Annotated in this window: 24 protein-coding genes, 1 tRNA gene and 2 pseudogenes (1 of these 27 cut by a window edge); 8 read left to right on the top strand and 19 right to left on the bottom strand. The window is 37.4% G+C overall.

Annotation, left to right across the window (positions count from 1 at the left end):
* Positions 1-104: 104 nt before the first annotated feature.
* Both D0T57_RS13285 and D0T57_RS13280 read left to right on the top strand, forming a co-directional pair.
* Positions 105-329: pseudogene (locus tag D0T57_RS13285) on the top strand (TraQ conjugal transfer family protein); the annotation flags it as partial.
* Positions 330-512: 183 nt separating this feature from the next.
* Positions 513-1,088, top strand: coding sequence for a DNA-3-methyladenine glycosylase I (locus D0T57_RS13280; protein ID WP_163273973.1), 576 nt, complete (start codon positions 513-515; stop codon positions 1,086-1,088).
* A gap of 4 nt (positions 1,089-1,092) precedes the next feature.
* Here D0T57_RS13280 and D0T57_RS13275 read toward each other — a convergent pair whose 3' ends face one another.
* Positions 1,093-1,827: an NYN domain-containing protein gene (locus D0T57_RS13275; RefSeq protein ID WP_163273972.1), complete on the bottom strand. Its 735-nt coding sequence runs from the start codon at positions 1,825-1,827 to the stop codon at positions 1,093-1,095.
* 329 nt (positions 1,828-2,156) lie between these two features.
* Positions 2,157-2,495, bottom strand: a complete 339-nt coding sequence (locus D0T57_RS15905; protein ID WP_255490596.1) for a hypothetical protein — start codon at positions 2,493-2,495, stop codon at positions 2,157-2,159.
* 75 nt (positions 2,496-2,570) lie between these two features.
* On the opposite strand from D0T57_RS15905, the gene D0T57_RS13265 reads away from it, so the two are divergent.
* The 4 genes from D0T57_RS13265 to D0T57_RS13250 all read left to right on the top strand — a co-directional run bounded on the left by D0T57_RS13265 (position 2,571) and on the right by D0T57_RS13250 (position 4,613).
* Positions 2,571-2,837: a hypothetical protein gene (locus D0T57_RS13265; RefSeq protein WP_163273971.1), complete on the top strand. Its 267-nt coding sequence runs from the start codon at positions 2,571-2,573 to the stop codon at positions 2,835-2,837.
* A gap of 225 nt (positions 2,838-3,062) precedes the next feature.
* Positions 3,063-3,818, top strand: a complete 756-nt coding sequence (locus tag D0T57_RS13260) for a helix-turn-helix domain-containing protein (RefSeq protein WP_163273970.1) — start codon at positions 3,063-3,065, stop codon at positions 3,816-3,818.
* An 11-nt stretch (positions 3,819-3,829) separates the two neighbouring features.
* Entirely contained in the window at positions 3,830-4,432 is a 603-nt protein-coding gene (locus tag D0T57_RS13255; protein WP_163273969.1) for a hypothetical protein, read from the top strand.
* A 16-nt stretch (positions 4,433-4,448) separates the two neighbouring features.
* The gene (locus D0T57_RS13250) at positions 4,449-4,613 is read left to right on the top strand and encodes a hypothetical protein (RefSeq protein WP_221412308.1); all 165 of its coding nucleotides are present in this window, start codon (positions 4,449-4,451) and stop codon (positions 4,611-4,613) included.
* Positions 4,614-4,698: 85 nt separating this feature from the next.
* On the opposite strand, the gene D0T57_RS13245 is transcribed toward D0T57_RS13250, so the two are convergent.
* From D0T57_RS13245 to D0T57_RS13220, 6 genes are all read right to left on the bottom strand, one after another.
* On the bottom strand, positions 4,699-5,400 hold the full coding sequence (locus D0T57_RS13245) for an HAD family hydrolase (RefSeq protein WP_163273967.1): 702 nt from the start codon (positions 5,398-5,400) through the stop codon (positions 4,699-4,701).
* A 95-nt stretch (positions 5,401-5,495) separates the two neighbouring features.
* Positions 5,496-7,073, bottom strand: coding sequence for a DndE family protein (locus D0T57_RS13240; protein WP_163273966.1), 1,578 nt, complete (start codon positions 7,071-7,073; stop codon positions 5,496-5,498).
* On the bottom strand, positions 7,063-9,174 hold the full coding sequence (gene dndD / locus D0T57_RS13235) for a DNA sulfur modification protein DndD (protein WP_163273965.1): 2,112 nt from the start codon (positions 9,172-9,174) through the stop codon (positions 7,063-7,065). Before dndD ends, D0T57_RS13240 begins: the two co-directional genes overlap by 11 nt.
* Before the next feature lie 6 nt (positions 9,175-9,180).
* Positions 9,181-10,509, bottom strand: a complete 1,329-nt coding sequence (gene dndC, locus D0T57_RS13230) for a DNA phosphorothioation system sulfurtransferase DndC (protein ID WP_163273964.1) — start codon at positions 10,507-10,509, stop codon at positions 9,181-9,183.
* A 410-nt stretch (positions 10,510-10,919) separates the two neighbouring features.
* Positions 10,920-11,006: transfer RNA gene (locus D0T57_RS13225), tRNA-Ser, on the bottom strand.
* A gap of 78 nt (positions 11,007-11,084) precedes the next feature.
* Positions 11,085-12,092, bottom strand: coding sequence for an aspartate-semialdehyde dehydrogenase (locus D0T57_RS13220; RefSeq protein ID WP_163273963.1), 1,008 nt, complete (start codon positions 12,090-12,092; stop codon positions 11,085-11,087).
* 283 nt (positions 12,093-12,375) lie between these two features.
* On the opposite strand from D0T57_RS13220, the gene D0T57_RS13215 reads away from it, so the two are divergent.
* Positions 12,376-13,836 (top strand): ATP-binding cassette domain-containing protein, encoded by a 1,461-nt coding sequence (locus tag D0T57_RS13215; protein ID WP_163273962.1) that lies wholly within the window; start codon positions 12,376-12,378, stop codon positions 13,834-13,836.
* A 52-nt stretch (positions 13,837-13,888) separates the two neighbouring features.
* On the opposite strand, the gene D0T57_RS13210 is transcribed toward D0T57_RS13215, so the two are convergent.
* The 3 genes from D0T57_RS13210 to D0T57_RS13200 form a co-directional block, all read right to left on the bottom strand.
* Positions 13,889-14,362, bottom strand: a complete 474-nt coding sequence (locus D0T57_RS13210) for a porin family protein (RefSeq protein WP_163273961.1) — start codon at positions 14,360-14,362, stop codon at positions 13,889-13,891.
* 81 nt (positions 14,363-14,443) lie between these two features.
* Positions 14,444-16,198, bottom strand: a complete 1,755-nt coding sequence (aspS, locus tag D0T57_RS13205; RefSeq protein ID WP_163273960.1) for an aspartate--tRNA ligase — start codon at positions 16,196-16,198, stop codon at positions 14,444-14,446.
* 44 nt (positions 16,199-16,242) lie between these two features.
* Positions 16,243-16,533, bottom strand: a complete 291-nt coding sequence (locus D0T57_RS13200) for a putative quinol monooxygenase (RefSeq protein ID WP_163273959.1) — start codon at positions 16,531-16,533, stop codon at positions 16,243-16,245.
* A gap of 154 nt (positions 16,534-16,687) precedes the next feature.
* Between D0T57_RS13200 and D0T57_RS13195 the strand changes: the two genes are divergently transcribed.
* Positions 16,688-17,476, top strand: coding sequence for an aspartate dehydrogenase domain-containing protein (locus tag D0T57_RS13195; protein ID WP_163273958.1), 789 nt, complete (start codon positions 16,688-16,690; stop codon positions 17,474-17,476).
* Here the strand turns inward: D0T57_RS13195 and D0T57_RS13190 are convergent.
* From D0T57_RS13190 to tnpA, 8 genes and pseudogenes are all read right to left on the bottom strand, one after another.
* A complete protein-coding gene (locus tag D0T57_RS13190; protein ID WP_163273957.1) occupies positions 17,459-18,343 on the bottom strand; it encodes a D-isomer specific 2-hydroxyacid dehydrogenase family protein in 885 nt (294 codons plus the stop codon). The genes D0T57_RS13195 and D0T57_RS13190 overlap by 18 nt on opposite strands.
* 62 nt (positions 18,344-18,405) lie before the next feature.
* Positions 18,406-20,139 carry a S41 family peptidase gene (locus D0T57_RS13185; protein WP_163273956.1) on the bottom strand — a complete coding sequence of 578 codons (1,734 nt, stop codon included), beginning with the start codon at positions 20,137-20,139 and terminating at the stop codon, positions 18,406-18,408.
* A gap of 132 nt (positions 20,140-20,271) precedes the next feature.
* Positions 20,272-20,772 (bottom strand): DUF456 domain-containing protein, encoded by a 501-nt coding sequence (locus D0T57_RS13180; protein WP_163273955.1) that lies wholly within the window; start codon positions 20,770-20,772, stop codon positions 20,272-20,274.
* Between the two features lie 334 nt (positions 20,773-21,106).
* Entirely contained in the window at positions 21,107-21,418 is a 312-nt protein-coding gene (locus tag D0T57_RS13175) for an NmrA family NAD(P)-binding protein (protein ID WP_163273954.1), read from the bottom strand.
* Positions 21,419-21,595: 177 nt separating this feature from the next.
* Positions 21,596-22,867 (bottom strand): type II toxin-antitoxin system HipA family toxin, encoded by a 1,272-nt coding sequence (locus D0T57_RS13170; RefSeq protein WP_221412307.1) that lies wholly within the window; start codon positions 22,865-22,867, stop codon positions 21,596-21,598.
* A gap of 3 nt (positions 22,868-22,870) precedes the next feature.
* Positions 22,871-23,182, bottom strand: coding sequence for a helix-turn-helix domain-containing protein (locus tag D0T57_RS13165; RefSeq protein WP_185154682.1), 312 nt, complete (start codon positions 23,180-23,182; stop codon positions 22,871-22,873).
* 386 nt (positions 23,183-23,568) lie between these two features.
* A pseudogene (locus D0T57_RS13160) lies at positions 23,569-24,327 on the bottom strand (metallophosphoesterase); the annotation flags it as partial.
* A gap of 215 nt (positions 24,328-24,542) precedes the next feature.
* Positions 24,543-24,575 carry part of the coding region annotated (gene tnpA / locus D0T57_RS13155; protein ID WP_163273952.1) for an IS200/IS605 family transposase on the bottom strand (this coding region is incomplete at its 5' end). The annotated region continues 313 nt past the right edge of the window, so 33 of the 346 annotated nt are shown.

Genomic DNA, 24,575 nt, shown 5'->3' with positions numbered 1-24,575 from the left:
TCTTTCTAAGATACTAAAAATCAAGGTCTTTTCAAAATAATATCCCTCTTATTATCAGTCATTTTTTCCCATTTTCCCTATTTTTGTCATGTACTTAGCGCTTTCGTTACTTTCAATCGGATGGGAAAGGTGATTTGAGAATGGATGACAGCGAGCCGTTCCTACCGAATGACTATTACGATTTGACAAAAGAATCATTCAGGTTTTATTACACCTCACGTTCCGATGAACAACAGGTAATCGATATTTACTTCTTCGATAACTTTGGAAATACTGCTATTTTGAGTTTCTCTTTTAATAATGAAAATGACGAGGAGGAAGAAGTATGATGACAATGATGGTGGTTTCGTATATTATTAGCTGGGTGAGCATGATTTATTCATTTCTGACTGCTCCGAGTGATGTAGAGTTTTTTGGTGAAGAATTGGAGTAAATAACGTATAGAAAGTCGGGCAGTTTTGTGAATTGTCCGGCTTTTACTTTTATATTTGTGGAAACGAATACTATAACATATGGAAGATTTTGTAAATGGACGCTGTGGCTGGTGCGGAAATGATGAATTATATGTAAAATACCATGATGAAGAATGGGGAAGGCTTGTTACTGATGATAAAACCCTGTTCGAATTTTTGGTGCTGGAAAGCGCACAAGCCGGATTGAGCTGGATTACTATACTGAGAAAGCGGGAAGGCTACCGGAAAGCTTTTCATAATTTTGATATTGAAAAAGTTGCTGCGATGACAAGCGAAGATATCGAACGATTGATGCTGTTTGAAGGGATAGTCAAAAACCGGCTGAAAATTACATCCACAATCTCCAATGCAAAGCTGTTTATCGGCATTCAAAAAGAATTTGGCAGTTTTTACAACTATACACTATCATTCTTCCCTGGTAGAAAGCCGATAGTAAATAACTTCAAATCTCTGAGTGAAATACCTGTTTCATCTCCCGAATCCGATGCGATGAGTAAGGATATGAAAAAACGAGGTTTTAAATTCTTCGGCTCTACCATCTGTTATGCTCACTTACAGGCTTCGGGGTTTGTGAATGACCATCTGGTAGATTGTTCTTGCCGGAAAGCAGAATAATCTGTTAGTTTACTTTCTTTCTCACAACATTATATATTCCTTTTTGTCCCGTCTGGATAACCTCATATTTGTCCAGTTTCTCATAAATCGCACCCAATGTTTTGCAGCCATAGCGTCCGGTTTTAAACTTGGGTTTGATTCTTTTCATCGCCATACCGATCTGAGAAAGGGTTACTTCTTCTTTTCCATCGGCAGCCGATTCGTAAGCTTTATCGAATAGCTCGGCTTCCTTCTGAAGCAGTACAGCAGGAGTGTCGCCTTTCTCCGATTTTGGATTCTTTTCAGGTTCCTGGTCGGAGAATATGAATTTCTTACATGAATTGATAAAAGCGATTGGGGTTTTGCTTTCTCCATAGCCAACAACAGTAACACCTTCCTCTCGAATACGTTGAGCCAGTGGAGTATAATCACTGTCACTGGAAACAATACAAAATACATCTATATTTTTCGAGTTCAATAAGTCCATTGCATCAATAACAAGGGCTATATCTGTGGTGTTTTTGCCTTTTATATATGGTAGAGCCTCTATTAAACGATATGAATATTCCCTCGCCGGTTCTTTCCAACTTGAGAGTCCGGTTTTGCTCCAATCCCCGTAAATACGTTTTATAATAACCTGTCCATAACGGGATGCGATTTCTGTTACCTCTCCCAGTTTAGCAGAAGAAGCATTGTCCCCATCAATAAGGATAGCTACTTTCTGTGCTGAATTATCTTTCAGGGATTTATCTTTTTTCATCTATTCCTTATTTTGCTCTAAAGGTAATAAAGATATGATAATGACATATTAACATAAAATGATTATTTTTGTAGAAACCAGTAACAAATACCGAATACACAAAGAATGAATTGCTATAATCACCCGATAGGGTGGGTATTTTATTATAAAGTTTGTAATGGCTCTTGCCATTGGTTGGATAGTTTTACCTTTTAAGCTAATAAAGGATATCATTCGTTTTATCCAGCTAAATAAAATGCAGTAAGTATAAAAATTGAAAAATACGGACCTGGTTTTTTGTTTCTTTTTTGTCCGCACAGGCTCACCGAAAAAAGAAACGGACTGAAAAATCAGTCCGCATTATCATTGTTCACTTTATCTTCTTTTGGTTTCAGATGTTCAAACACATACCAACTATCCTTATACAGATGTCCTATCAGATTAAAAACTCCTGTTTCTCCGCACTTATCGGCGAACTGTTTAGCTTCCAATATAGATTTGAACTCACCTAATTTCTTGAATCCTACAAATAATTTATACATCGTATTATCTTGTTTATATTTGATTACTTCCGCCTGTAAAATAATATAGGCTTCGTTATAGTTTTTTTTCTTCTGTTCCAATTTGGCGTTAGCTTTGAGTAACTGTTCATCCGTTTCAATATCAAAAAACAAATCGTTGTGCGTCATATAGTCGATATATTTTGCAATTTTTCGTTCTACTTTGAAGGATTGTCAGACTATAATTCTCTTAATCATTGGAGTATGGATTATTATTTGTTAATACAGTTTTTAGACGAATCTGAATTGATTGAGCGTATTACAAATCTACTATATCAATATTACATTGGTGATTTGAAACACAATGAGATAGTTTTAGATTCAATCGCAGATGATGTTATGAATTTATACATTGAAGAGTACAACTTTGATGCTCAAATAGCATGGTACAAAGCATATGGAGTCTTTGGGGATATATATAATGGTGTAGATACTTGCCTGAACAACAATCCTCTTAGTATAGCAAGCTAAACTCCTTTGTAAAAGCAGGGCTTTAAAATCAATCGCTGATATTTTCAATCAGCAAATCAATTAAAACTTATGAATCTCATTAGGTACACTAAATGGTGTATAGGGGTTTTTATTGTCTGAATTGAGGTTTTGTTTATAAAAAGATAATATGAAAACTATTAAAATAATCGGTTGGGATACCAATGAAAGATATTCCAACAATAATATTCACTTAATAAATTAATTATGGAAAAAACGTTATTGGATGGCAGACAATTGTCTGAAGAAGAATTTAAAAAAATGATTAATCAGTACAGGGTATATATGGATATAAACCTTGTTATTATCAATGACCGAGTTAGTGCTATGTTGCTAATTTTATTTCAACATTTGAAGAATATGAATAATCTATGTGTATCCCAAACCTTCTTAGGAAAGCAATTGGGATGCAATGAGAGAACTATTAGGAGAAAGTTAGATAAACTAAAAAGAATTGGTTTAATTACATGGAAAAGTGGAGCTAAGAGCTATAAAATGAATAATTACAGCATTAATCAAGAAAAATATGATGTTCTAATTGCAACCATAAATACTTTGCCTCTTAAAGAAAGACAGAAGTTTGTCAATAAACTATTTGAAGAAGAGTCCTCTATAAAAAAGAATATAGATTCTGCTGATACTGATTTGTCAATAAAGGAAGAACAACCAACAATAGTTAAGACTAACTATTCAATGTTATCTGAAGAAAAGGGTGAAAATATTGATTATTCTATATTGGAATGTGCTATACAATGCATGAATATTGCAAATAATGGAGCAAAGCCCGATACAATTAATACATTCAATGAAGTGTGGGAACAAGGAATTGCTTTATGTGATGGTTTTGAAGAGCAATTAAAAGCATATCTAATCAAGATGGCGCAACCACAGAGAGTCTTTGATACTCTCAATGGTTTGGTGAATAAAAGTATTGAGTATAACCCAATAGATGTAACTGTATGATAATAAAAAAAATGAATCTAAAGGAAATATATGATGAGATTATGAAAGATTACCATGAACTTGTCGATTATGCAGAGAGGAAAAAGAAACAGTATGAAAGACCAATCAAAAAGTCTAACATATTTCCCATGCATTTCAAACCGATAGAATATACAAGCTCTCGTAACAACAAATATTATATGATATTTCGGGCGTACAAGAAGAAAGATTGGAAAGATATCCATAATACAACAATTTGTACTTATGACAATGAAGATGGATTACATGCAGTAATGATATATAAAACGACTATTGCAATATATCCCCCTCATTTTTTCTCAAGGTATAGAGAACGTTATCTTTTGGATAGAGCTTTATCTTCAAAAGATGTTATTCTACATTATTTCAAAGATAACGCAATAGCATATGGGGAATGGTCTAATGATGGAGACTATCTTGCAATGACAACGACTGATGGTGTAGGGTTAGGTCAAACTTTTGAGGATGCAAAGATATATTTGTTCAAGACGTTCTTAGGTTTTGACATGCTATTTCCATCCCAAGACAAGTACCGATTTGAATTTTATGAGTTTGTAGAGGAATATAAACGACAAAATACTAAAAATATTGGCTAACTAAAATGTATTAATTATGTCGAAGATGAATAGAAAGCTACAAAAAGAATTGGACTATATCAGCTATACAGATTTGTCTACACAAAAATATAGCGAAATAGTAACAAAGCGTGATGCCCGAAAGAAAAAACATCGTTGCATCAAAATTGCTGACCGTATGTATAAAATGGTATGGGATTAATCACAGATGAAATAATATAACTGAAATGAAAAGTTTAAAATGAAAAGCGAAGCTATAGAAATGGTTTCGCTTTTTCTATTTTATCTTATTTCCCCAATAAGATATCAATAATTTCAGATGGATTTGATATAAATAATTTACATCCATTTTGTTTTAATTCAGTTTCTTCTTCACTATCCCATAGACAAGCAATGTGCTTTATATTAGACACTTTGGCTGCTTCATAGTCCTTTATGCTATCACCAAAAGAAATGACTTCATTTGATTTACAATTCATTAATTCAAGAGCCTTGTAAAATGATTCAGGGTGAGGTTTTTTATTTTTAATCTGATTTCCTGCAATGATAAAGTTGTATGGTATCTTAAAATATTTTGCGGTTGCTTCAATTAAGTCAGGTTTTGCAAAGCTAACAATGGTAACTTGAATATTGTTATCTCTGATATAAGAAAAAACCTCATTCAGTCCATCATATAGGGTGAATTGAGGAATTAGGTCAAAGACCTTCTTCCAATTTCTTTGTTTTCTATATTGGTCGGAAATAGACCTATTGACTAATGTTAAATCAAAATCAAAAATTATATTATTTATGTGTAAGGGTCTGAATAGTTCTGATAAACCAACTTGTAAAAAAGAAGCAATTCTCGATAAGGTTTCAAAGGTGGGGTTACCTTTATCACTCAACGCCTGAGTAAAGCTCACAGGATGGATATTTAAGCCTTCAGCAAGTTGCTTTAGTGTAATACCTTTTTTCTTACAAAGTTCACCTATTCTAAATTCTTTTCGCATGAAACAAAGATAGGGTAATTAGCTATTTATTGCTAATGAAAATAAAAAAAACGAGCTATAATATTATAACTCGTTTCCTATTATTCTATTTATAATTACGAATGCTTCTCATTCCTAAATTGAACTACTTCAAATAAAGTTCCTTTGTCAAATTCTCGAATATTACTAACTGCTTGCCCTTTTATCATTTTTTCCATGCTTCTTGCCACTTTTTTAGTATCATTGCCTGAAATACCAAGAAATTTCTCTATAGATTTAGGGTTTTTATCATTGATATTAAGTAAAAATGCAGTATTACACATGCTTGAAAAGTCAAAAGTCGGCTGATTGTATTCATCTATTCCCTGAGAGAGCAAAACAACGGAAACTCCTTTTGAACGAATTTCACGCAAGATTTTCTCCAAAATTTCTTGATACTTCTTTTCTTTAAAAATAACATGAGCTTCATCTATTAAAATAACATATCTCATCGCTTGAATATTCTCATTGACAGGTGCATTTGACATATTCATAAATACATTATAAATATAATTTATAATTAAAAACAAAGATGTAAAACGAATATCAGTCGGTAGATTTCCTGTTAAGGATAGATATATATTTTTATTCAAAAAGTCAGATTCATTATTTTTATCTTCCAAGAATACTTTAAATAGACTTAGCTTATTCATTATAGAAGTTAATGAATCGGAATCAGTTGATAATGAAGCTAACCTTTCATTAATCTGTTTTATTGTTGGATAAGTTCCATTCTTTTGGTCAATGAATGCTTCTGTAGTAGCTTGTCTTAACCGTTCTTGCTGTCTATATCCAAGATTTGAATACTTAGCAATTATATCCACAAATTTAGCAATACCCATATTACGATTAACTTCATTGACATTATCTATAAATGTCAATGGATTAACAGGAAATGGCGTATTTGGCACATCAATATAGTCAGTATGAGTTGTTTCAAAGAACTTTGTAAGTTTATCCTTATCTTCTGTATTTAAACCTTTAAAATCAAGATAAATAAATTTTACATGACCATTTGATTCTTTATTTATCTGATATAGATATTCTAATGCTAATTGAGTTTTTCCTGTTCCTGAATTTCCTGCTACAGCTATATGGGCATTATCATATAAACTATTATCATTGATTGCCATATAAATTGGGGTCTTTTCTTCTTTCAATTCATACCCAACCTTCATTTTTAATAAACCTTCATAATAAGGTTTATCAATCTTTTGAACTGTATTTACGACAGGATTATTTATAGATATATCTGTATCAGCAAGGTGTCGAATACCTTTATCAATGTAATTAACTAAAAAGTCAAAGAAATTATAATCTTCAAATTGAGATAAATTATCCAATTCTTCAATTCCATGGTCTACATGCAATTTTATATATTTAGATATATTTTCGTCAGTTTTATATATACCATAATGCTGACAAACCAAAGCAATATAAAATTCCCTATTACCATCGAAAAGAATATGGTCTTTATATTCTTTTCCTTTAGAATCATACAAATTAAATTCTTCAGGGGTAAACTTTCTTTCTGTTTGTAAAGAGAAACATAATGCAATACGTGCAACAATGTTTTCTGATTTTGCTTGAAGTTTATTTGTTAGTCTTCTAACAGCATCCTTGTTTTTTAAAGATGTAGATATATTAATTTGCATTATATTTCTTTTTATAGACTTCTAATAACTCATTTGGTAAAACTTCCAAGAAAGAAGAGCCTTTTTCTTCTTCATTATTAATTAGATATGTTTTACATATCTTAGGTAATAACTCTTTATATTCAGAAGCTATTAATTCTTTGTTTATTAAAGGAAATATTATTACCTGTTTTGAAACTTCAGGATAAAAATACTTGATAACGTTATGAGAATGTGATTCATCGAATTTTTGCATCGGGCTATCAATGAATACAGGGAACTCTATTTCAGATTCACCAACAAGAGCCTGAAGGAGAGCAGATGCATACATTTGTCGTTCTCCCATTGATAATTGTCCTTTATCTAATATTTTTCCATTAGCTCCTTTTAATGCAATATCAATATCATCTCCTATTGTACTAATAGTAACATCTACCCCTGATACTAAATGCTTTTTATGTAATAGTTTATGTAAACTATCAAACATTTTTTCTTCTAATGATTTCTTCTTTTGAAGTTTAAATTGTTTTATAAAAGACTGAAGTGTTGATATTATCTTTTTGGTTTTCTGCTCTTTATCTGCGTATTGAGTAGCATCATCTATAGTTTTTCTTACATCTTCCAACTTTTGTTTATCAGCTTTTATTGCATCTTTCTTGCTTCGAATCTGTTCTTCTATACTACCTATTTTTTTGGTATAATCAGTAATTTTTGCTGTATTTATTTCTCTTTCTTCTCTAAGTTTAGTTATGTATTCATCTGCTTCATTCTTTTCAGCTTCTTTTATCTCTCGATTTATTGAATCATACTGATATTTCAGAGTTGAAAAATCAGCATGCAATTTCTCAAATTGAGTTTTAAATGAATTTTTTAATCTATTTATTAACTGCTTTATTTCATTGCCTTGTTCGGAAGAGAAGTCATGTAATATTTCGATATTAGAAATATCCTCTATCTCTGTAAAAAAATGCTTTCGTATTAATTTTTGCAGTTGTTCATTATAGAAATCTTGAATAGTAACATCAATTGAAAATTTACAATTCAATCTTTCTTTATCTAATTCGTTACGAATGTCATTAATTTTGTTTTCTATATTTGATTGTAGATGCCTATTATCTTTAACTTTTTGTTCTTTATTTAATTGCTCATATAGGTCTCCCAATAGTCCGCCTGCTAATGCAAATGGAATTATATCATATAGTTCTCTTAATTGATTATTTATATTTTCTTTTTTGGTCTCTATCTCTTTTTGCTTTTCTCTTAATTGATTCAATTCCTCAAGTGTCATTTTTTCTCCATATTGAATCAACTTAGTTTGAATCTCTTCAGCCTCTCTTTGTTTTTCGGTAATTAATTCATCATATTCTTCAATTTCAGAGGTGAGTTCATCAACCTCTATTTCTGCATTTTCTATACTTGTTTTTAGTGAATTAAATTCTTTTCTTTGTTCTAATCTCGCAGTTTTAGCTCTGTATTCATCTAAACTACTTTCCAAAGTGTTTTTTAAATCCTCATAACGTTGTATTCCTAAAACCTGAGAATATGCTTGGCTTAATTGTCTGCGTAGGTCGTTAGAGTCAACATCAGCCATGGCAACAATTTTTTCTGCATCAAAGAAGAAAAATTTAGCTATTTCTACAGGCATGATAAAGTTTCTAATGAAAATATCCTCACCTCTTTGATTATCTTTAGATAAATCTTCTATGAGTTCATTTTTATAGCCATCTATTAAAATTTCAACCTTATCGTTAGTCCATTTTGTATTATAAGAACGCTTTACAACGACCTCATTACATTTAATTTCAGAAGATTGTACATCAGAGAAGGTTATAGAAACATAAAATTCAGATTCTCCTTGTGCTGCTGCCTCTTTATTTAAACTTTCAGAGATATAATTGGTGTAGTTTTTCTTGCTTTTTATCTCTTTTCTATATAGCTCATCCACATATTCCATTTGTTTGCCATATAAGCACCAAACTAATGACATAAGGAATGTTGTCTTGCCGAATCCATTTTGACCACTGATTATAATAATATTTCTATCATCATCAGGAAGCAGAGATATTTGATTATGTCCGTTGTATATTCTGAAGTTATTTAGAACAATTTCTTTTATAAACATGATGTCTTAATTTTCATTGTTTAAGTACTTCTCTAATACCTGTTCTACCTCGCCTTTTAATCCTCTTTTTCGATTCAGAAAGGCTTTACTCTGCTGTAGAATAAGTAATTCTTTTATTAAGTTATAATCGCCTTCATCCTCGCAAGAGTTTCTCAATAACTCAAGCTCTTTTTGTATTTTTTCATTTTTAGAATCCATATCTACATTTTTATTGAAGATTCGGTTATATATTTCAGACACACTATATTCAAAAATCATGTCTCTATACCAAATTACCTGAATAGCAATTAATTCCTGATTAGTGATTAATTCGATATTGGGTTTAGTCTCTTGTATCTCTTTCTGTGCTAATAGAATCTGTTTTAATAATTTAGCTCTATATTTTGGCGTGTATGCTCCCTGATTGTGACCATCTTCAGTAACGGCCCATGTTCCATTACGCCTTGTAGTCATCCTATTTTCTGATAGATTTCTATTCTCTATCATATCATTTCTTAAATTCATAAGTGGGCGTAACCATTCATTTCCTTTATTTACTAATGCAGACATTGATTTGTCTTCTTTTACCACAGTACATGTCCAACATCCAAACCTACTTTGACCACATGAAGTATGATTTTTATCTGTTACAACAGTAGGACATTCATAATCATCAGCACTTGCATCAGCATAAATCTGAAACAATTTAGAATTATCCGCACCCCATGGTGATGTCATAGCATTTATGATATACCACACCTCTTCTAACATAAGTTCTTTTATTGGTGAGTATATAAAGGTATTAAATTGAGAAGGGTGATTTGTTAAGCGTTTACCTCTCAACTCATGCTTTTTTATTGTTCTTGCTCTATTTGCACTTTCACTTCTTCTTGTTCCAACTAAAATAATAGCTTCTCCAAATTCTGTAACTTGCTCTGTTATAAAACGAGAAGTCGGTTTTATTTTCATTTTCTCTGTACAAAATCGAAAACTATTATTCGGAACAGGATATCCACGTCCCACAACACTAATCCAAAAAGTATCTTCTAATCGAGGTATAGTTTTATCTACATATATTGGTAATCCTTGCTCTACAGCAGCTTTTTTTATTTTTTCCAAGACTTCATCTACATACTCTTGTATAATTGGATTTTCGACCATCGTATCATTGCATATGACATGCAATTTTCTTATCCTTCTTTCTTTCGGGACTTCTGATATTGCTAACCAAACCAATTGTAATAAAGCCGTAGAATCTTTACCCCCACTAAAGCCAATAATCCAAGGTCTATCATTGTCGTCTGTTAGATATTGGTCTTTAATTTCATTTATTATATAGAGAATATGCTTTGACATTATATGGAATTATAATTTACTAATACACCTTAATTATAGTCTGCGTATTTTTTTAACAAACAAAGTAAGCTAATAATTACTCACGGTCCAAGACTTTAAGTTATAAATTGATGCTAAAAATGTGACTGCTTTTTTGAAAAATGTGACTAAATTATATAACTTTGTATCAGTTATTTAAATAGTTCTTTGTTGTAATTACTAATTATAAACCGTTGCCTTTTTAATAAATTAGTCGCAAAACGGTCACATTTGGTTATTCTGATGGTTTTTCCAACTGACGTATGGATAACTGTACCGATGGTGAGAATTATTTTAATAATCAATTGTAAATCAACGCAATGTTATAATTACGCTTAAAAGAAAAAAAGCAACCCGAAGGTTGCTTTGCTGCGTAATTTCTAATGTATTTGCGGAAGCGGGGGGATTCGAACCCCCGGTACAGTTACCCGTACGTCAGTTTAGCAAACTGGTGGTTTCAGCCACTCACCCACACTTCCTGAGGATGCAAAGCAAACTTTTGCTCAATTGCGATGCAAATATAGCTGTTTGTTTTGATTCTGCAAACACTTTCTGCCTTAAACAGCCTTTTCTTTTATCAAATATTCTGCAATCTGCACGGCATTCAAGGCTGCACCCTTCCTTATCTGGTCTGCAACCACCCAGAATGTCAACCCGTTAGGATTGGCAATATCTTCGCGGATACGCCCCACATATACAGGATCCTTTCCTGCAACAAATAACGGCATGGGATATTCTTTCTCCGCAGGATTGTCTTGCAAAACAATTCCTTCGGCTTTAGCAAAAGCTTCCTTAGCTTCCTGCGGACTCACTGGCCTTTCGGTCTCTACCCATACGGCCTCCGAGTGCGAGCGAAGCACAGGCACTCTTACGCAAGTAGTACTTACCTGAATATCCGAGTGCATAATCTTACGCGTTTCGTTGTACATTTTCAACTCCTCCTTTGTGTAGTCGTTGTCGGCGAAAACATCTATTTGAGGGATCAGGTTGTACGCCAACTGATACACAAATTTCTCAACCGTAACATCACTGTTATAAGCGATTTGCTTAAACTGGTTTACCAACTCTTCCATCCCGGCAGCCCCGGCTCCCGATGCAGCCTGATAGGTAGCCACATGAGCTCGTTTGATGTGCGATATTTTCTCTATCACATTCATCGCAACAACCATTTGTATTGTAGAGCAGTTAGGGTTTGCAATTATCCCTTTCGGACGTATTTTTGCATCTTCCCCATTCACCTCAGGCACAACCAACGGCACATCCTTATCCATGCGAAAAGCACTGGAATTATCTATCATTATCGCACCATGCTTGGTGATTGTAGATGCATATTCGACCGATACACTGCCACCTGCCGAAACAAAGGCAATATCTATATCCTTAAAATCATCGTTATGAGCCAGTTCCTTTACCGTGTACTGTTTGTCGCGAAATGTATAAGTCGTACCCGAACTACGGGCAGAACCAAATAAAACCAATTCGTCGATAGGGAAATTCCGCTCATCGAGAACTCTCAGAAACTCCTGGCCTACGGCACCACTTGTGCCAACAATAGCGATTTTCATTTTATCAGTATAAATGATTTATAAATTACAGATTAATACAATCTGATCGCAAAGTTATAAATAATGTTGGATATAACATCATAAAAAGGTTACCCTAATCAATAGGCTTATGTATATAATATCAATCAGTAATTGAAAGATGGACACAATTGCCACCGCCACTTTTCCTATTAGCCATTGCTGATAGCTTATAGCCATTAGTCTTGCATAGAGCGATTAAAAAGCGTTATCTTTGTCACTTTTCCTTACTGCACAGCAGACACAATCAAACTTGAAAAAATAAATGAGCCAAAGAGCAATACTAAAAATAAGCGAAGCCACTACACGATTGCAACAAGTACGTTTTTCCGCCCCTATATCGTGGGAGTTGAAGACGGGTGAGCAATGGGCCGTGATTGGCCGGAACGGAAGCGGGAAGACCCTCTTTACAGATACTATGACAGGCAAATACGCTTTGTCGGCGGGAGAAATCCTCTGTTTCGACGAAAACGGAGAGAAGGCTTCCGTTTACGCTACGGTGAAGAGTGTTGCTTTTCGCGATATCTATAGCATTATAGATGCCGGAAACAGCTACTACCAACAGCGTTGGAACAAAGGCGTTGCTGAAGAAGTTCCTTCGGTCAGGCATCTATTATCGGAAGAAGATATAAAGTCTATTGAATCAGGGTTCGGCGGGTTCGACATTTCCGATCTTATGGATAAGGAAGTCAACCTGCTGTCGAGTGGCGAATTGCGTAAATTTCTTATTATAAGGTCTTTGCTTGCCCGTCCTCGCGTACTTATTTTGGACAATCCTTATATTGGACTGGATGCTCCTTCGCGGTTGGTGCTGAACCATTTTTTTGAACACCTGGCACAATCGGGCATATCATTGATTTTGGTTTTATCCAATCCCGGCGATATCCCTGATGTAATAACCCATGTGCTGCCCATACAAGGAAAAAAGCTGTTGCCGGCACTATCGAAAGATGACTTCTTGAGCAATAAGTCATTGATAGACAAACTGTTTCCTGATAAGGCTAAAAGCAAAGAAATTGGATTACCCATAAAGGAAGGTAAGGAAGACAGCAAGCCGACATATACCGATGTCGCCCTCTTAAAAAACATAAAGGTGAAATATGGAGAGTCGATTATTATAGACGGACTGGACTGGCAAATAGCACGAGGCGATAAATGGGCTTTGCTTGGCGCAAATGGTTCGGGGAAGTCGACACTGCTGAGCCTTATCTATGGCGACAACCCACAGGGCTATGCCAACGACATAACTCTTTTCGACCGCAAGCGCGGTTCCGGTGAGAGCATTTGGGATATAAAAAATCGGATAGGATATATTTCTCCCGAAATGCACCTGTATTATATGAAGAATATCCGATGTATTGACATTGTAGGCTCTGGATTTTTCGACACAATCGGTTTGTACAGAAAATGCAGTACCGAACAGGAGGCTATAGCTTTGCTATGGATGGATTTGCTGGGTATCGGCCATCTTAAAGACAGCTCTTTTCTTCATATATCTTCGGGCGAACAACGGCTGGTATTGTTGGCTAGGGTATTTGTAAAAGACCCTGAACTGCTTATTCTCGACGAACCGTTACATGGGTTGGATATGGCAAACAAACGGTTGGTGAAACGCATAGTAGAAACGTTCTGCACCTGTGATAAAACATTGATATATGTAACTCACTATGAGAGCGAAATCCCCGGCATTGTGGACAAACGGATGGTTCTTACCAAAAAGAAATAAGGAATACTCTTGACAAAGAATATCCCTTATTCATTATGGTGTTGCAGTCAGGTTAGAACCTGAAACCATAGCCAACCATAAAAGTCATAAAGTCGTCGTCGTTGAACGTGTACTTGATATCGAAATTCAGGTAGCTTGTTCCGCTCAACATATAATCGGCTCCTGCTCCAAGGTTGAAACCAAGGTCTGTCGAACTATTCGAGTGCCCGTTGTGCGAAAAACGGTTGTTGATAATGGCAAGACCCACAGTAGGATAAAGAGAAAAACCGCCCTGTATAGGAAATACATAGTTGGCATTGATATTGATATCCAGTCCTGTAGTGTGGTTATTCGGGAAGTAGAAAATCACGTCAGGTGAAAACCTGATATTTTCGGTGAAATAATAACGTCCTTCTACTCCAATACCAAATCTTTCGGCTTCTGTCTGATAACCGGCCTTTACCATCAGGTATTTAGCTCCGGTTTGTGCCATAGCCCCCATTATACATACAATGCTTAATACAAGTGTAAAAATTAATTTTTTCATGATTGTCTCATTTTTTTATAACTATAAACATTCTTTTACACTGTATTAACAAGCTCTTTGCTGAAATTGTTCGGCTATATACTAGGCTTTAATATCTATTTTAAGATTGAGTTCGTCCAACTGTGCCTGGTCGATAGTCGAAGGCGCATCTACCATAACATCGCGCCCCGAAGTGTTTTTAGGGAATGCAATGCAGTCGCGGATGCTGTCGAGACCAGCAAACATGGACACAAGCCTATCAAGACCGAACGCGATACCGGCATGAGGAGGAGCACCATACTTGAAAGCATTCATAAGGAAGCCGAATTGAGCTTGTGCCCTTTCTTCCGAAAAGCCAAGCACTTCGAACATTTTCTTTTGCAGGCTACTGTTATGGATACGGACAGACCCTCCACCAATCTCCACGCCGTTGATTACCATATCGTAAGCATTGGCGCGAACGGCTCCGGGATCGGTATCCATAAGCGGAATATCATCTTCCTTCGGACTGGTAAACGGATGGTGTTTTGCAAAATAGCGTCCCAGTTCTTCGTCTTTTTCCAACAACGGGAAATCGACCACCCACAGGCAATTGAAGGTATTCTTGTCTCTGAGGCCAAGTTGTTCTCCCATTTCGAGGCGAAGTTCGCATAATTGCTTTTGAGCCTTTTCGGTTTCGCCACAAATGATAAGGATAAGGTCGCCCGGTTCGGCATTGCAGTGTTCAGCCCATTTTTTCAGGTCTTCCGGGTTATAGAATTTATCGACCGACGATTTCAGCGAACCGTCTGCTTCGTAGCGTACATAAACCAGTCCTTTCGCACCGATTTGAGGACGCTTTACAAAGTTGGTCAGCGCATCCAGCTGTTTACGGGTGTAACTTGCTGCTCCTTTGGCACAGATAGCTCCAACGTATTCCGAAGAGTCGAATACGACGAAATCCCTGCCCGTGGTCAGGTCTTTCAGTTCTACGAATTCCATGCCGAAGCGTGTGTCTGGCTTGTCGCTGCCATAGTATTTCATGGCATGGGCGTAGGTCATACGTGGAAAATCTGGGATATCAACACCTTTGATAACTTTGAAGAGATGTCTGGTCAGCCCTTCGAATATGTTAAGGACATCTTCTTGTCCTACGAAAGACATCTCGCAGTCTATCTGGGTAAACTCCGGTTGACGGTCGGCACGCAGGTCTTCGTCGCGGAAGCACTTTACGATCTGGAAGTAGCGGTCGAAACCGGATACCATAAGCAACTGTTTGAACAACTGAGGCGACTGTGGTAACGCATAAAATTCGCCCGGATTCATGCGCGAAGGCACTACAAAGTCGCGCGCACCTTCAGGTGTAGAACCCACCAATATAGGAGTTTCTACTTCGAGGAAATGGAGTTCGTCAAGATAACGGCGGGTTTCGAATGCTATTTTGTGACGCAGCTCAAGGTTATTGCGAACCGGTGTACGGCGCAGGTCGAGATAGCGGTATTTCATCCGCACATCTTCGCCGCCGTCTGTTTCGTCTTCTATGGTGAAAGGAGGCAGTTCCGATGCATTGAGTATAGTCAGTTTACTTACAATGATTTCTATTTCGCCGGTCGGGATATTCAGGTTCTTGCTCGAACGCTCTTGCACTGTGCCTGTTATTTGCAACACGAACTCGCGTCCCAGCTTGTTTGCCTGTTCGTAGAGGTCTTCGTTATAGTCTTTGCTGAATGCCAGTTGGGTGATTCCATAACGGTCGCGCAGGTCGGCAAAAGTCATTCCGCCTCCTAGTTTGCGCACTTTCTGCACCCATCCGGCCAGAACAACTTCTTTGCCTGCATCGGCAAGGGTGAGTTCGCCACAAGTATGATTTCTATACATATACGTTTATGATTGCGGGCATTGATATATCGCCCTGTATTCTGTTAATATATTTGTTTTATTACATCTACGGCAAGGCTGTCTACTTTGCCTTCTACGGCTGAAACAAACGCTTTGAAGTGTGCGCTTCCGTTGTGTTCGTCTATCGCTGCCTGCGATTCCCATACTTCGAGGATTGTATATTTCAGCGGATCTTTGCAATCTTGATGCAGGCTGTAAGATACGTTTCCCTTTTCCTTACGTGTTTCGTCTACAAGTGTACGGAATACCTTTTCAAGTTCGTCCTGAAATGCTGCTTTGACAGCAATTACGGCAACAATTTTCAACTCCATCATGTTCTTTCTGTTAAATTAATTAAGTTACAAAAGTATAGTTTTTTTGTCTTTATTTATCTATATAGTGAAAAGAAATGAGATGCCTTTTACTTGTATTGCCAAATTTATTATCATTGTAGTATTGTTTATATTATTATAGCCTATCTTTGCATTTATGAAAAATTTAGTAATTGCCGGATGTGGCCGGCTCGCCGAAATAGTAGCAGATGCAGTAATAAATGGCCTGCTACCTGAATATAATTTAGTTGGTGTATATTCCCGTACAGCATCGAAAGCAGAATATTTTGCCTCTAAAATGCAGCAACATGGCAAACTCTGCCAGGCATGTACAACATTTGAAGACTTGCTGGCTCTCAAGCCCGACTATTTGGTAGAAGCGGCATCGCCTGCTGCCATGAAAGCATTTGCGATACCTACCCTGAAAAACGGCACTTCCATTGTCACCTTATCTATCGGTGCCTTGGCCGATACGGCCTTCTACAATGAGGCAATGGATGTTGCAAAAGCGAACGGGACACGCATATATATAGCATCCGGCGCAACCGGCGGCTTCGACGTTTTAAGAACAGCTACCCTGATGGGGAATGCTTCTGCAAGATTCTTCAACGAAAAAGGCGTAAGAGCATTGAGAAGATCAGCCGTTTACGACCCAGCAATGGAGACCGAAAAACGTATTGTCTTTTCTGGAACAGCAAGGGAAGCTATCGGAATTTTCCCTACAGGGCTGAATGTATCGGTTGCAGCATCATTGGCCTCGGTTGGCCCCGAAAAGATGCAGGTAGCCATGCAATCTACTCCCGGTTTTATAGGAGATACGCAACGTGTTGAAATAAAGAACGATCAGGTGCATGCTGTAGTAGATGTGTATAGCGCAACTCCCGAAATTGCAGGGTGGTCGGTAGTGAGCACCCTGATCAATATCGTTTCACCCATTGTATTCTGACAGGTTTTTCAAAACCTTTTCGCTTAATCTGTCGAAAGCCTGACGTGTACGTCCTGTAGACACCTGCATACAGCGCACATGCGGATGGCTGAGCAAATGTTCGCCTCCCAATGCGCCTATGGTATCGCAGAAGCAGAGATTGTCGCCTTCGAGCCATTTTGTGAATGCAGGTTCGCCCCATGCAGGAGATAAGCCTGTATTGAAGAGTATCTTTCTGTTGCCTAGTTGCTCAAATTCAGCTTCGTGCAATAAAACAGTATTCTTGTTGAGGCAACAGCAAACTACCTCGCTTTGTGCAAGCAACTCACTTATAGGCAAGAAGCGATAGCCTTTCTCTTCGGCATCCGGTTTTCGGGTACGGGAGAAATAAGCTATGTCGGCACCGAGGAACTTTAAGGCATCTGCTATCATGCCACCGGATTTACCAAGCCCTATGATGCCGACTTTCAATCCGGTGATTTCACGCGGCATGCCATCCCAAGATTCCTGGCCGAAGCCATGCAAGCAACGCACCAGTTCGCTGATTACATATTCTACTACACCTTCGTCGCCGTAGTCGCGGATACCCGTCACCGTGATACCTCGCTCTTTGGCATAATTGATATCTACATTGGCACTCTCGGGTGAGTATAGCGAGCAGCACATGCCTATGTATTTTACATTATGGCATTCCTGCAACGCCTCTCTGGTGATGCGGGATGTATAGCTTAAAAGCACGGCATCGGCATCTCCAATGCGTGCAGCAACCTCAGCATCGTCGGCAGGTATATCCTGATGCATAACTACTTCTTTTGCAAATGAATGCAATGCTTTTTCCGCCGAAGGTATCAGACTCACCGGCTCTATGGCTACAAGTTTGCGAAACATAAATATTTTATTTAAAATGATACTAGCTTATAAGGCATGCCTCTTATCTCACGGATAATCGCCTATTGTATTAAAGTAGCGACTTCACTCTCCGAAACAGGCGCAAGGGTTTTCGTATAGAGGTCTGTATTGTTCAATATCTCTATAGCTTTTGCCAGTTCCTTGTCCGATTGCAATACATATCTAAACTGTCCTTTCTGATAATAGTACCTTCTTACTATCTCGGTGTTTATCTGCTTTATTATTTCTGACTTGAAGGTTTCTAAATCGCGATCGAGATTCGGGACAAGTTTGGCTTCCAATGCCTTAAACTCATCTTCGGCAGATTTCATAAAGCCTTCAAACTCCATAAGTTCCTTGAGCGATGCCATCGACTTCTCGCTCATACGGTCGTACTGGAAATCTTTAGACTTGACGAACGCTTTGAAGCTCTCATAGTCTTCGTCTGTGATACTGAATGTTTCGGGCGCGTCTATTTTCTTGTGTTTGGTAGCCCAATCGGTAACCCAGTCGAAAACGATATACTGGTTCGACAGGTAATATGTTATAGTAGGAGTTTTCTCTTCTTCGAGTGTAAAGTCGGGAGAGACTCCTCCACCATCCCTTACCGGGCGTCCGGATTCGGTATAGAATACTGTAGTAAGACTATCGGGTATGCGTCCCACGCTACCATCGGCATTGCGGTGCGAATAGTCTATTGCCTGAATGCACCTGCCGCTTGGAATATAATATTTAGAGGTAGTCACCTTGATGCCGCCACCGAAAGGCATTTCGCGCGACGACTGCACCAAACCCTTGCCAAATGTACGTTCTCCGACCAATATAGCCCTGTCCATATCTTGCAGCGACCCGGCAACGATTTCTGAAGCCGATGCCGAACCATTGTCGATCAATACCACGATAGGAATCTCTGTATCTATCGGCTCTAGGGTTGTGCGGTAGGTGCGGTCTAGCTGTTTCAGTTTTCCTTTGGTAGAAAGCACCACTTTTCCTTTTGGCACAAACATATTTACTATCTGTATGGCTTCTTCCAGTATTCCTCCTCCATTTTGCCTCAGGTCGAGTATAAGGCTTGTCATCCCCTGTGTTTTAAGGTCCGAAAAGGCTTGCTTCACGTCTGCTGCGCTCTTGTCAGTAAAACTACTGAAATTGATGTAGCCCGTAGTCGGGTTTACCAGCCCGTAGTATTGTATAGGATTCATTGCTATTTTTTCGCGGACAATCTTTACCATCATTGGCTTCTTTTCGCCGGGACGCTCTATTTTCACCTGTATTGCAGTTCCCGGTTGCCCTTTCAGGTGGCTGCTCACATAGCTGCTGAGGGTACGTCCATAGGCTTCTCCTTCCACTTTGTCGCATTTGGTCATGTCCTTACCATCTATTTCGAGGATATAGTCGCCGGTTTTCAAACCTGCTTTATCAGCCGGTTTGCCTTCGAAGGGTTCTGTTATGGCCACCCTGTTGTCTTTGAAAGTGATGCCTGCGCCAATACCGGCATATTCGCCGGTTATCTGCGTGCTGAACTCTTTCATGTCGTCCTTATTGTAATAGACTGTGTAGGGGTCGAGCGTATTCAGCATATTGTCGATAGCACTGCGTACAGTCTTGTCTAAGTCTATGCTGTCGACATAGAACATGTCCATTTCGCGGACAACGGAGTTGAATACTTCGATATTCTTGTTTATGTCGAAATAGCGTTGCTGCATCTGCTTTTTGTCGGGAGTTTGCTGTGCATGAGCTATATTTGTGCCTCCTATTGCCGCCAATAAGAATAGTATGAATAACTTGTTTTTCATTTATCGTCTATATCTAATAATGTTATATTTAAATTGATGCACAAAGGAATATCTTTTTTTATAAATATCGAAATTTGCCTGATTATTATATGGTTTATTTTATCAAAAAACGTGAAAACAACCCGCTTCTTTTCAAGTAAGTATGTAGGCATCCAGCACCTCCTTCACAAAATAGAGACAAAGAGCAATGGCTACAGCCAGTTTCATCACTATTCCGGCAAGAAAGCCGATAAATGCGCCAAAACCTGCTTTTATTGCGACCTTCGAATCTTTTTCGTCTATCAACTCTCCAACTACGGCTCCAAGAAAGGGGAAGATGATAATGCCCCACGGCGGAAGGATAAACAGACCCAGAATAATGCCGATGGTACACCCCCATGCACCTTTCTTGCCTCCGCCAAACTTCTTTGTTCCCCATACAGGGACATAATAGTCTAATATCTGCACCAAAACGACAATGGCAGCCCACCCGACAAGAAATTCAAAAGGAAATTCTACACGGGATGTGAAGTGAAGAAACAATATGCCTACATAGCTAAACGGAACACCCGGCAAAACCGGAATTATACAGCCTGCTATACCGGCAATCATCAAAATTAGCCCTAATATGATAAGTATTATATCTACTGCCATCTGTCTTTTGTGTAATGTCTATAATCAGTATGTACGATTTATAAGATTTAACCCGTAGTGCATTTGGATAAACAAACGAGAAGTTGCTCATTCTCAATAAAATGATTATATTTAATTGTATAACAAACGATTAAATACATAAACAACTTCATTCGAAATTACCGAAAAATATTGAAAACATTACAACAAGTAGAGCCTAAAATGAATTTTATAAATCAAATAGGTCAACCCAAACTCTCAGATATTGAGCTAATAGCTATTGACCTAACGTCTGAATATATGAGTACTGATTCAGAATATCAGTTGTTTAGAACACTTCCCTTCTTTCTGTCTTCTAAAATAGAGCGTATGTTTCGCTGATATCGAAGCCCGGCACCGCGTTCATCCATTCATGGGCGGCAACCGTTCCCTCGAACATTCCTCGCCTGACAGCCTCTTCGTAGCTGACTTTTTCATACGTCACCTGTTTTTTCTTGGCTTTACTTAAAACGTCGGCAATTTGAATGATGGTCAATTCATCGCCCGAAGCGTCGATGTCTTTCTTGTTAAACTTTTCCGGATCCTCAAATACCGCCCGTGCAAACCGTGCCGTATCTTCTCCACAGGTCAATTTTATAAGGGTTTCGGGTTCCCATCTACCGAACAAAATACCTTTGTGAAGTTCAGGTGCCATCAGGAATCGATCGCTTCGTTATATCTAATTGATAATCAATTCATAAGAATGTATTCAAAGTAAAAACCTCACGTCTCGCTTACGGACATCTGTCCCCGAATGGGTCATGATTTCTCTAGTTTCCGTATCACAGATATACATAAAATTCCATTAATAACCAACTACAGAAAAGGCATTTTCCATTCTATCTTGTTCGGAAGAATATATCTGATAATTCTTTGCTTCCTGCCTCCAGTTTGAAACAACTTTCTTTATCTGTTCAATCATCATTTGGGCCTCTTCCTTTTCAAGTCTGAAGAAATCAGAAACACTTAATACTAATTCCAAATCCAGAGAATTATCATCCAGACTTATATTTAACTTCAAACTTGTTCCATCCGGATTCGGATTAATATCATAAGCAGGAGAAAGCATCCAACCTTTATCATTTAATAGAAAACCATGATTACGTAAATGGTCATCCGTATTACTTATACAAACCGAGAACGCAATACGCCTAAAAAGTTCTTTCAGATCTTCGTTTACATTGGAACCATGTCTGATGATAAATTCGGCAAGTTCCAAGTAGCTGACTCCCTCATCTGCCCCTGTTCCGTCCGTATATCCAAGCAAAGTCATGGCAGAAGCAAAATGGATACGCTTTCCTTCATCATCCCTATCAAACCGTTTAGTCAGATAAGTATGATATCTACTGTTGAATTTCCCAATTTTCCCTATAGCACAATTTATCCCTGCTTTTATTGCAAGAGAATTAGCTACCATTTCCCAAGCTCCTATATTCATATCATCATTTTTACTTGGAAATTTTGCAATCCATAAAGAACCATCGCTATCCTGAATATTTGCTTTGGGACGTGCACCACCTAATGAAGAACCTGGTGCATATAACATATTCAACCATTTCAAAAGCTCAGGATCATTCTGCTCTAATCCTTTTTCGTACTGAAGGCTGGCACTTTCAAGCTCTCCTATCGAAGTCCATGGAGGAGTAGCATAATTTGTATTATTATCTAAAAAGTCTCCCTCTTTATCCGTTTTAAAACGTAAACCACCCATACGGAGAGGATCATAAACTCCAAGTAAAAAATCCGACTCAAATAAGGTTCTTACCTTTCTCTCTTCTTGTTTTGCCAAAGCTATTTCACGACGTTTCATCAAGACGCGCCCCCATCTGTCAGGAGAGGAATCAAGAAACATTCCAAAATTCAGTTTTTCATCTCGTAGATGTTGGAATCCTGAAAAAAGCGACAGGTCAGGATCAAGTATTTTTGCTTTGCCTGATTTTAGCCACTCATCATCATACTGGAAAGAAAATATTTCTTTTCCCCTGATCTGATTTGCAGTCAGGGTTCCCATAAAATGCGGATGGTTTAAATCTATCCAATCGGCATACACATATATATTTTTTGTCGAATCTCCCATAACTTATTTCTTTGAGGAACTACGGCCCAAAAGCAATTCGGCATCCTGTAATTTTCTTCCCAGTATATCGTCTCCGGCAAGTTTAAGTATATCTTTCTCCAAGCCAAGCACAAACAATACCTGAGCATAAACACCAAAAGAAACAGAAGGAAGTCCTTTTTCTACTTGCCATAAGGTAGAACGGGAGATTCCTGCGCGTTCTGAAACTTGCTCCATGGTAAGATTTCGCCTGAGACGGGCTAATTTTATGTTTTCACCTGTCTCTTCAAGGATTTTACCTAAGCGGGGTAATAATGTCATTCCTTTACTCTTCATGCAGATTTATATTTTGCACAAAAATAAGATTTACGTTTTATATATCAAACATTTATGTGGTCATTTATAGAATTAGTGAAAAATAACTATGATGCATCCCACATTCTTCTATAAGCATTCACATAGTAAACAACAGCTTCCTGATTTATAGGATAGTAATATCGACACAACTTCTTGAACAAAACCAGAATTCGCTCATCGCAAGCACAGCTCAGTAAATCATCTAACAATCTTTCTATCTTTTTTGTATCTCTGGATTTGTTCTCAATTATTGCATTAACCACCGGAGTATATTCTTGTACTGCCAGTTTATAGATTCCTTCTGAAGCTTCTATTATTTTTATAATGTCATTAAGGAACTCTTCTGTGGGATTTTCTTCTTCCACAATACTTAAGTATTTAGCTGGATCAAAAGTCAAATGTTCATTATGAGAAACATACCCCAATTGATCACATATACACCAAGTATTTCCGATCAATCGATCTATGTTCCGATGAGAATGTCCATATATCCAATATGAGATCGGACTTGTTGCTATATAATCTTCTAACTCAACAGTAAATGCACCATTAATTTTACTGCCGGCAAAATCAGGTGAAGACAATTGAAATGACGGCACATGATGGGTTACTACTATTATTTGCTTTGCAGTACTGTCTTCAACACTCTGTTTGATGAATGCTAAACATTTCTCATGCTCCTCGTTAAACTTATCCCATGTCAGAGATTTCTCGTTATATAAAATCCGATGAAAGTCGGTAACCCCACGCTCCGTAATGTAAGCCTCTTCCAATGATATCTTTGCCCATAATGTAGAAAGAATAATGTCAACATCATTCAAGTGAATAACATCATTGTAATAGACACTGACATTGTTTCTAATGGAGTGAATCAAGCCTTTGGGGATCTTCGCCAAATCAGTATATTTATACAATTCATGATTACCTATGATAATATACACTTGCTCATAATTATCCGAAACCCAATCCCAGAAAGGATGCGTTGAGTAATTCTCGTCATTTAAATAACCTATATCTCCTGCAAGAATCTGTATGTCTCCAACCGGAACAAGCGGATGCTCTTTAAGAAATCGCGAATTATCACGAAATTCAAGGTGTATATCTGAAGCGTATTGTATTTTCACAATCCAAATGTATTCTTTAAGTTATTGATATAAGCTATCGCTTTGAGTATAACAAGAGCGACCTTGTCAACGAAATGTATCTATTGAAATATCACTATGTTTCAACTTGATTAGAAAAAATATGGAAGTTTTCGTTTTTAAAGCATCATTAACTTAACGACTATGGATTGAAAATCCATAGGTTAAATTACGAATAAAATTCGTGTGAGTGTCGACTATAAGTCGATTGAAAAACAAAAACTAAAGTT

It is taken from the genome of Dysgonomonas sp. 511 (assembly GCF_010501105.1).
Lineage (GTDB): Bacteria > Bacteroidota > Bacteroidia > Bacteroidales > Dysgonomonadaceae > Dysgonomonas.
Note: the sequence above shows the minus strand (reverse complement) of the source record. Positions and strands in the feature narration are given on the sequence as shown.